A 9,924-nucleotide genomic window follows, 5' to 3' on the forward strand; every position below is an offset into this window, starting at 1 on the left:
CTCTCATACCATTATGTCACTTTTGGAATTAATTATTTTCATTATTTCCCTATATCAACAAAAAATAAAGGAGTAAATTCACGCCAAATTAACAAAACCATTACAACAAAAAGTCACCTCTACAGCGGATTGACACCGTTCGAGAAGTCAGCGTACGAAGGATGTACAAATGAGTGAAACCCTACTTGCCCTAGTGGCATTTTCGCCAATTGTTGTTGCCGCCATCTTATTGGTTGGTCTCAACTGGCCTGCTAAAAAAGCCATGCCTGTTGCGTTCGGTCTAACCGTCGCTATCGCACTTATGTTTTGGGATATGTCAGCCAATCGCGTACTGGCTTCCGTATTCCAAGGACTCGGCATTACTGTCTCTGTTCTATGGATCGTGTTTGGTGCCATCTTCTTGCTCAACACTTTAAAACACACTGGAGCGATCACCACAATCCGTAATGGATTTACCGATATTTCGGCTGACCGCCGTGTACAAGCCATCATCATTGCTTGGTGCTTTGGCTCGTTCATTGAAGGCGCATCTGGGTTCGGTACCCCGGCAGCAATCGCTGCACCACTGCTGGTTGCAATCGGCTTCCCTGCGCTAGCCGCTGTCCTAATGGGCATGATGATTCAGTCTACGCCTGTTTCATTCGGCGCGGTAGGCACGCCTATCATCGTAGGTGTAAACAAAGGTTTAGACACCCATAACATCAGTGAGTCGTTGGCCGCACAAGGTGCAACGTGGGAAATGTACCTGCAAGATATCACAGCACACGTTGCTGTCATTCACGCAGTCGTAGGTACGATGATCCCGGTATTAATGGCGATGATGTTAACACGTTTCTTCGGCAAGAACAGAAGCTGGAGTGAAGGCCTGGATATTCTACCATTTGCGCTATTCGCTGGTGTCTCTTTCACCGTTCCATACGCGTTAACCGGCGTATTCTTGGGCGCAGAGTTTCCTTCACTTATCGGTGGTTTGGTTGGTCTGTCTATCGTTGTTACCGCAGCGAAAAAAGGCTTCTTAGTACCAAAGACTAAGTGGGATTTCGAAAGCGAAGACAAATGGCCTGCAGAGTGGTTAGGCTCGCTAAAAGTCGATCTAAACGACAATCCGGGCAAGCCAATGAGCATCGTAAAAGCTTGGGTTCCATATGTAATGCTGGCAGTTATTCTCGTCGCAAGCCGCGTTAGCCCTGAGCTGAAAGGCTTTGTACAAAGCGTAAGTTTGTCGTTCAGCAACATTCTTGGTGAGACTGGCGTTAGCGCTGCGATTCAGCCGTTATACCTTCCTGGTGGCATTCTGGTGTTTGTCGCACTACTTGCTGCAATGTTACAAAGCGGTAGTGTAAAGCCATTGCGTGAAGCGTTTGGCGAGTCAAGCAAAACACTGATTGGGGCGGGTTTTGTCTTGGTATTTACCATTCCGATGGTTCGTATCTTTATCAACTCAGGCATCAACGGTGCTGACCTAGCAAGTATGCCCGTCACAACCGCAAACTTCGCCTCTGACCTTGTTGGTTCTGCGTTCCCAGCGCTGAGTGCCACCGTTGGTGCACTGGGTGCGTTCATCGCTGGCTCAAACACGGTATCAAATATGATGTTCAGCCAGTTCCAATTCGAAGTGGCACAAACGTTGTCTATTTCGAGTGTGATTGTTGTATCACTCCAGGCCGTCGGTGCTGCTGCAGGTAACATGATTGCGATTCACAACGTTGTTGCCGCATCAGCCACGGTAGGTTTGCTTGGTCGAGAAGGCGCAACATTGCGTAAGACGATTATCCCTACGTTCTACTACATTGTAATGACAGGCATTATTGGATTGGTGCTGATTTATGGCTTCCAAATGACAGATGTCTTAATGAAGTAACGCGAAACGCAGGGTTTACAACCCTGCCTAATTTGACACAGCTGTCTGCACTACTACCCCGACATGTTGATTTAGCTTGCTACATCAATTCCCCCGACAGCTGTGTCACCCTTTCCAGTTTGCATAACTGATTGAGTGATTTAATAAAATTTTTCAACCAATTATGTAAATGGGTTACCAACATCACCGATTCAAACGTAAGTGAACCATAGGTAACTATACTCATTTTGATGTCTTCACTGCTTTGCGATGAAGACTCAACGAAAGAGCAAATTGCTCCACAACTTTGCTTAGAATAACCGCTAGGACACCATTATGATTATCTCAGCTTCTACTGACTACCGCGCTGCCGCGAAAGCCAAGCTTCCCCCGTTTCTATTCCATTATATTGATGGCGGCTCTTACGACGAACGCACGCTGAAGCGTAATACTGACGATTTAGGTGATGTCGCTCTTCGCCAACGCGTCCTACGCGATATGACAGATTTGAGCCTCGAAACCGAGATCTTCGGTGAGAAACTGGCAATGCCAATCGCGCTAGCTCCTGTTGGTCTAACTGGTATGTACGCGCGCCGAGGCGAGGTGCAAGCAGCAAAAGCAGCCGAGAAAAAAGGCATCCCATTTACTATGTCGACTGTTTCGGTTTGTCCGATTGAAGAAGTCGCACCTGCAATTGAACGTCCAATGTGGTTCCAGCTTTACGTGCTTAAAGACCGTGGCTTTATGAAAAACGTACTTGAGCGTGCAAAAGCAGCAGGCGTAACAACGCTGGTGTTTACCGTTGATATGCCAGTTCCTGGCGCACGTTACCGTGACATGCACTCAGGTATGAGTGGCCCTAACGCGGCCATGCGTCGTGTATTCCAGGCGATGCGCCACCCAAGCTGGGCGCTGGATGTGGGTCTACTTGGTAAACCGCACGACTTAGGTAACATCTCAACTTATCGTGGCGAACCAACAAAGCTAGAAGATTACATCGGCTGGTTAGGCGCAAACTTCGACCCTTCTATCTCCTGGAAAGATCTTGAGTGGATTCGTGATTTTTGGGATGGCCCAATGGTTATCAAAGGCATTCTAGATGAAGAAGACGCGAAAGATGCGGTACGTTTCGGCGCAGATGGCATTGTGGTATCTAACCATGGTGGCCGTCAGTTAGATGGCGTACTTTCAAGTGCTAAAGCACTACCAAGCATTGCGGATGCGGTAAAAGGTGATCTTAAAATCTTCGTAGACTCTGGTATTCGTACTGGTCTTGATGTCGTTCGTATGCTCGCACTTGGTGCAGACTGTACGCTTCTTGGCCGTTCATTTGTGTACGCATTGGCAGCACAAGGCGGAGCAGGCGTTGAAAACCTACTGGATCTGTACGATAAAGAAATGCGTGTAGCAATGACGCTTACAGGCGCGAAGTCTATCGCGGATCTTTCACGCGATTCGCTAGTGAAAATCCCATAATCTTTGCAAGCGAGCAAAACAGAAACGAAAAAACGAGCCAACAGTGGCTCGTTTTTTATTGCTCTTCAACCCGATAATTTGACGAGCAAGCTAGCTAACTTGGTGAACGTACTCGATCACGACTTGGTTTCCGTCGATAAACACGTTACTGATATCGCCATCCACCGTCACACGATTTTGTAAATAAACGGTACCAGATGCAGATAGATCACGCTCCGTCAAAGACGGAATCACCTGACCAGGACGTACATGTAGCTGCTCGCATAGCTGTTTTACAAAACCTAGCGTCAGTGGAGAATTACCACGTAACAAGCCAGAAAACTCGTGTAGACTCAAACCAAGGCGCTTCGCCATTTCCATTTGAGTGATGTGCATTTTGGCTTTTTGTGACATCCAGATGTCGTAGAGCGCGTTTCGATCCAGCTCTGTAAATTCCATATCTGCCTCCGCTAATTCAAGAGCCAATACACTCTCACACTTACTTAAGATAAATGTTAGCGATAAGTCAGAGAAGTTATAATTGATCGTCCAAATATCAACCCTCAATCATTGGTAGCGTACCTCTGAACATGCATGAGGCGGTCGCTCAACAGAACATTGAGGTGACTCTCTTGTCATCGGAAGGAAAAGTCCATCTCGGACGGTTTAGACATAAGTAAATGATTTAAAGGAAATCACTGGGGTGAAGGAGTAATATCTGCTACCTTTCCTTCCATGGTTCACTAGAAATAAGTTATATATGCCACAGTGGTTTACCGAATTACAAAGCTACATTGAAACGTCTCATCAAAATTGGAGTGGAAGCGTCCTTTTCATTACGCTCGCTAGCTTTATAGCTTGGATAGCTTGGCGGCTGATCCGCTCTCGCCTCGCTGCGCTCGTAGAGAAAACGCCCTTCCACTGGGATGACATGTTGCTTGATGCGCTAAAAGCGCCAGTCAGTACACTCATTTGGTGTTGGCCAGCAACCGTCTCTATCGGCATCATATTAGAGAGCGAGCTCAACGATAAAATAAACTGGTTAAGTACGCTGAAACTGATTTTAATCATCAGTATCTTCGTATGGACCGTTATGCGGCTCATTACCAATGTTGAAGAGCATGTTCTCGAACAAAAGAACCGAGATGAAACAACAGTACAAGCGATAGCTAAGGTCGCGCGCCTGTTCTTTATTACCGTCGGAATTCTAACCGTAATGCAGGCATTTGGTCTGTCACTATCGGGCCTACTTACCTTCGGTGGTGTTGGTGGTTTGATCGTCGGTTTAGCGGCGAAGGATTTGCTGTCTAACTTTTTTGGAGGTCTTATGATCTACTTCGATCGTCCATTTAAAGTTGGCGATTGGATCCGTTCTCCAGACCGACAAATAGAGGGGACGGTAGAACGCATTGGCTGGCGTATGACCATTATCCGAACTTTCGATAAGCGTCCACTGTATGTGCCAAACTCAGTGTTTAGCAGCATTGTCGTAGAAAACCCATCTCGCATGCTGAACCGACGTATCTACGAAAAAATTGGACTTCGTTACGACGATGCTGAAAAAATGCCGCAAATTATCACCGCGGTAAAAGAAATGCTGAAAAATCACAAAGACATTGATGCACGCCAAACACTTATCGTCAACTTCGATACATTCGGTCCATCATCATTGCACTTCTTTATCTATACCTTTACTAAAACCGTGAATTGGGTGAGATACCATGAGGTTAAGCAGGACATACTGCTTAAGGTAATCAATATCATTAAAGAACACGATGCAGATATCGCGTTCCCTACTCAGACGCTTAAGCTTGATCCTATACAAATGGTAAAAGCGGAAGAGCAAGAAGATCACGGCTTCTAGTTCTCACCAATACCCAAATAATCAAGCCCGCTGTGTTTAAGCGGGCTTTTTATTTTTCTTCGCATGAAGTGGTTATTGTTGCGTTAACACTATACGTGCATTCAGCGGTTGGATTGGGCGATTGTTTTTCCCCATTACTTCCGAAAAAGATTTTATCTGCTCAGGAGAAATAGTTTGTGCTTCTTTCATCACGAACCAACGTACACCTTCAGAGCATGGCGGTGTCGTTAGTGAGCCGTTAAAGCGGTAGTAGTCTTTATCACTTGGGATAAGGGCATCAGCATCAAATGGAACCTTGATGGTAACATCTTGATCTTTAGTTGGAATGTTAGCTAGCATCTTAGCTAGATCTGGGTTCGCGTCACCCAGTTTAAAGAACACCGCGACAACAGCTAGATGACCTACTTTGTCGGCATGCACAAAGTGTGCTTCTAGAGGGTATTCTTTACCGTCCACATGGTTTTCAGATGGCGTATGGAAGTGGAATTGTTTCAACGTAAACTCTTTACCATCAATGGTGAGTGTGTTTTTACCTTCTAAACCAGTATGTAAAGTGTGACCGTTGTTCAGCAGTGAAATTGCCTTACCTTCGTAGTCGAAATTCAATTTTTCTAGCTTCGCTTCGGTCGCCGATTCAATGTTGATTGGGCTCTGGTTTTGACCTTTTGCGCACTCAGATGCAAACTCACCCCAATGAGCTGGCCCATGGTTTCCCTCGTAGCCCCAGCTTGCTGCATAAGCTGTTCCTGTAAATACCAGTGCCAAACCTAGTGTTGTTAGTGACTTCTTCATCATTTTCCTTATTTCTGAAAGTTAAATTCCGTGAGAATAAAGCCATACTAATCTCACAAAATTAAGCAGTGACAGAGTGAAAACTATGATTACAAAAGATTTTTGGAATAGAAGCCTCTAATGATGTAATTGACATGATGCTCAAAATTGAACGTCAACGATTATTGAATCGGTGTAAGTACCTGCAGGAGGGGTCGTTTGGCTGGTTAGTATCTGCGCGCGATAATTATAATTCTGTGGAGTGATACCATCCGGAATGGAGCCGCCAGTATCGACGTCACCGTGTTCACGACGTTCAGAACTGGTGCCTCCCCAGCGCTCCATCGTTGATGACTTATAGATTTCATACTCCAAATAGTGACCACTAGAAATCATTCGCCGCTGACCGCCGGACGCATTTAGGCCGTCATTCAAGCCAATGGAGAAGGAACTATTCTTGGTACAAGTTAACGATATAACCTGTCTGACTGGTTCAAAACCGGCCACTAATGGGGACGAACCAAAATCAATATCTGGCGCTGTGATCATACAATCAGGGGTCACTTCCAACTCAACCGTAATCACGCTTTGAGCGCTGCCATTGGCGCGGCCAATGCATACCCCTAGAACCCCGATACCCTTACAGTAATCCCAAATCCAGGATACGGTGATTTGGTCTTTATAAGTCCCAGCGGAAAGATTACTACCCACTCCCGTCCGAGCATAGAGCGGAAACTCGGCTTGAGTGCCAAACAACCCGAGTAAATCGAGTAACCCGATTTCAAAAAAATTGTAAGTTTGGCCGAATACATACTCTTGTGAAAAACCTGGATCGCCAAAAATCTGATAGCTGAGCTCCGAACTCGGATCATCCTCATTTAATAGCAAACCATTATTTATACTGTTAAACGTTGCTGATACGTAGTCGCCACTTAACAAAGACACAAGTGTAGAAAAGTCACACGTAATCCCCGCATGAGGCTGAGCTGAGCTTTGCTGCTGAGAGCTTGAAACAGTAAACGAAGAAACATTGCCAAACAAGATTAAAGGTGCTGCCGCCGTGAGCTGACAAGCCATTGTCGAGCACGAGAAAAAGAGAAGTAGGCTAGCAAACCAGCTGCGCAAAATCATAGTGCGGTCTCTTCTTCGGCTTTGATACAAACCTGCTCAGGCAATGTTTGTATTTTTTGACTCTCACGCTGATACAACCCCTCAATAAACACTGTACATGGCGGCTGTCCTTGAGGATAAAACTGAATGTAGCGGCCTGGGTCAACGCCTTCAAAGTAGGTAAAACCATCCCAACCAATTTGGCTTGTTAAGCCCGTTTCTGAGCGGCCATATGTACCAATCGGAAGGAACAAATGATTTTCGTCTACCACCGTCATGCTCAGTGCAACTTGTAGCTCTATTGGGAACTCTAACAGGTAGCCGTAGCCCGAATGTATCGAAGCAAACTGCTCTGTTGCAGAAAACGCAGCATTGGCAGGTAAATTAAGTGGATCGATTTCATATTTGGCGGTGTAATACGCCGTAGCCCAAGGAACAAGTAAGTAACCTTCATCGTCTGTCACTCCGACAATTTGATTTTCATATTTAACCGGAATACCTTCAAAACCACTGGTGCTCACCACCGCGAAGCTGTCATACACTTCATTCGCCGGGAATATTTCTCCATCCAACGTAGAGACCGAACCTGCCATTTCCGCAAAATAATCATAGTCGCCACTGGTGCCATTTAACCCCGCTCTGAACTGCGCCCATGACGCACGGTAGGTCAAATCGGCCTGTTTACGGTTTTCTGGGTGTTCGTTAATATCATGCGCTAAATTGACGCCCCACCCACCTCGTATTGGCGCAAGGCGGCTGTAACCCACTCGCCCTCTAACATCGCCATCATCCTCTCTTTTCAGCGTTAACCCCGAACTTCCCCCCAAAGAACTGAAAGGTAGAGAGAATTGCGCCAGCGTAACACTCTGACCACCAATACTATGGTTGTAAGAAAGGGACATATTGATATTAAAAGGCAGGGCGTAGCTATAAGTAAGATTTAGGGTACGTGAATCTGAGTCGGATTGTTGAATATCAAAGTACCCACCAGAAAGTGAGCCCCAATCTCCCAAACGGACTCCCATATTGATTTGTGATAGATGGCGCGACGCGAGTGAAGCGTCCTTGCCTTCATCGAGCATTTCGTAATTTGGTAAATGAGATAAGGTATAAAAGTCGGCTTGTTCTACTTGAGTTCGAGCAGCGAAGCTAAACAGCCGAGACTGATAACTATAACCTAGCGCATATGAGGTAGATTGATCCTGAAAATTACTCACACGAAACGAGGCATCCACCGTACCCAAGTTGAAAGCATTGGTGACAAAACCCAGCCCCGCAACGATCAGGTCATCTTTTGCTTCAGCTTGAGCTTCTAATGTTAACCAATCAGTCATGCCATGACGCAGAGCGGTAACCACGCCACCGTCTCCATAGTCGTTAGATGCATTACCGAAATTTTCTCTGATCGCACCAATACTCGCACTGTAAGATGTAAATCCGGTCTTCAGTAGATCGGAAGAGAGAAAAAATGGGCTGGTCATGACCGTTTGCTTACCTTGAGCATCCGTTGCAATTACCGTTGCTTCCCCAGCACCAGAGAGCATTGGAATATCGTTAATAATGAAAGGACCGGGCCCAACATTCATTGAGTCAGTTTTAAAGCCATTGATAAACAAATCTAACGTAGTGGGCGCTGTGACCTCACCATAAAATGCAGGTAACGGCGTCGTCACGACATCCGGACGCATAGAGAAATCATGTGACAACTGAATACCCGCCAGTCTTACTGGTTGGCTCCAAGATAAAGGGCGAACAATATAGTCCCCTACCTCCATACGAATTCGCTTCTCTTGATTGACGTACTCGTAACTCGTATCAAAACGAGTGTACTGGCTGCTTTGCTGGGACTGAACATCGCGATGAAAGTTAGATTTAAATATCCCGGTAGTAGAAAAAACGCCAAACTCAGAAAAGGCTCTGACTTCATGATTTATAGAAACCTCCTTTTGTCGGCTTTCGTTCTCGTACACACCAAATACGTTGTAGTTAAGCAGGCCACCACGCCCAAACTGAGCCGGGGAAAATCGCCCCATATCCTGCGCTGATAAGCTCTGCATCGGTAACCAATTAGGCGGTACGTCAATTGCAAGTTGCAATGACGATTGCAAGTAACGCACGTTAACACCTGGGATAGACGTAACCTCAAGTCTCTCTTCGGTTCCAGGCAACGACGTGGCGGTAACCCCAACTGAAATGAGGTCCTCCCGGAGCAAAAAGAACTGATCGCCAACTCGCTCAACTTTCGCAACAAGCCCTGTTGCTCTTTGATTGATCACCAACTCCAGATTGAGGCTAATATTCTCAAACTTTTCTAATGAGAAATTTTCAGGACTCGGTAGCTCAGAGAAGTGGTTTGCTGAATTTGCACAAAGACCAATACTGCTCCACGTTACGCTAAGTAATACCAACCAAAAGACAGCATTCATTGTATTAAATCTATTCATTATTGCTTCAATGGTATTTGGTAACGTTTACCTCCAATATTCGCGCTCAAACTCAAGGGTCTGACATTACTATGGGGAATAGACCAAACCTTATACTGTTCAGGAAGAATATAGCCAGCTAGTCCATCGGAAATAACGACAGGATCTTTATTTGGTAGATTCAACTGTAAATTCACTAAGCGAACATGGTGTTTTCCTGAATTTTTAATGTGAACAAAACGCTGATTATTTTTCTTAATAAACTGTGCCTGTAAATCACCCCATAATTCACTGTCACGGTTTGGTTTTTGAGTATCAGTCAGCCCTTTCCCGTAAATAAACAAAGGTATCGAGTAACGCATTCGGACTTTTACAGCGAGTTCATTTTCCGTCAATTCTGTTTGAGGGTTTTGAGTTGGCGGTAATTCATCTATGATCACTCGGTATGCATACTCCTTACC

7 protein-coding genes and 1 pseudogene are annotated in these 9,924 nt (G+C 45.6%); 3 read left to right on the forward strand and 5 right to left on the reverse strand.

Annotation, left to right across the window (positions count from 1 at the left end; all coding sequences use genetic code 11):
* The first annotated feature begins 169 nt into the window (after window positions 1-169).
* Entirely contained in the window at window positions 170-1,861 is a 1,692-nt protein-coding gene (locus CAG68_RS18825; RefSeq protein WP_005375111.1) for an L-lactate permease, read from the forward strand.
* 315 nt (window positions 1,862-2,176) lie between these two features.
* Window positions 2,177-3,316, forward strand: a complete 1,140-nt coding sequence (gene lldD, locus CAG68_RS18830; protein WP_005383962.1) for an FMN-dependent L-lactate dehydrogenase LldD — start codon at window positions 2,177-2,179, stop codon at window positions 3,314-3,316.
* 90 nt (window positions 3,317-3,406) lie between these two features.
* Here lldD and CAG68_RS18835 read toward each other — a convergent pair whose 3' ends face one another.
* Window positions 3,407-3,754, reverse strand: coding sequence for a helix-turn-helix domain-containing protein (locus CAG68_RS18835; RefSeq protein WP_005375109.1), 348 nt, complete (start codon window positions 3,752-3,754; stop codon window positions 3,407-3,409).
* Window positions 3,755-4,055: 301 nt separating this feature from the next.
* Here CAG68_RS18835 and CAG68_RS18840 point away from each other — a divergent pair, with 301 nt between their 5' ends.
* On the forward strand, window positions 4,056-5,159 hold the full coding sequence (locus CAG68_RS18840) for a mechanosensitive ion channel family protein (protein WP_005375107.1): 1,104 nt from the start codon (window positions 4,056-4,058) through the stop codon (window positions 5,157-5,159).
* 72 nt (window positions 5,160-5,231) lie between these two features.
* Here the strand turns inward: CAG68_RS18840 and CAG68_RS18845 are convergent, their stop codons facing one another.
* The 4 genes and pseudogenes from CAG68_RS18845 to CAG68_RS18860 form a co-directional block, all read right to left on the reverse strand.
* Window positions 5,232-5,951, reverse strand: a complete 720-nt coding sequence (locus CAG68_RS18845; RefSeq protein WP_054730555.1) for a carbonic anhydrase — start codon at window positions 5,949-5,951, stop codon at window positions 5,232-5,234.
* Between the two features lie 141 nt (window positions 5,952-6,092).
* Window positions 6,093-7,061, reverse strand: coding sequence for a Csu type fimbrial protein (locus CAG68_RS18850; protein WP_054730552.1), 969 nt, complete (start codon window positions 7,059-7,061; stop codon window positions 6,093-6,095).
* Window positions 7,058-9,466 (reverse strand): fimbria/pilus outer membrane usher protein, encoded by a 2,409-nt coding sequence (locus tag CAG68_RS18855; RefSeq protein WP_161441502.1) that lies wholly within the window; start codon window positions 9,464-9,466, stop codon window positions 7,058-7,060. Before CAG68_RS18855 ends, CAG68_RS18850 begins: the two co-directional genes overlap by 4 nt.
* Window positions 9,467-9,483: 17 nt before the next feature.
* Window positions 9,484-9,924, reverse strand: a pseudogene (locus CAG68_RS18860) (molecular chaperone); the annotation flags it as partial.

Source organism: Vibrio sp. V42_P2S4T144 (assembly GCF_009904715.1).
Lineage (GTDB): Bacteria > Pseudomonadota > Gammaproteobacteria > Enterobacterales > Vibrionaceae > Vibrio > Vibrio alginolyticus.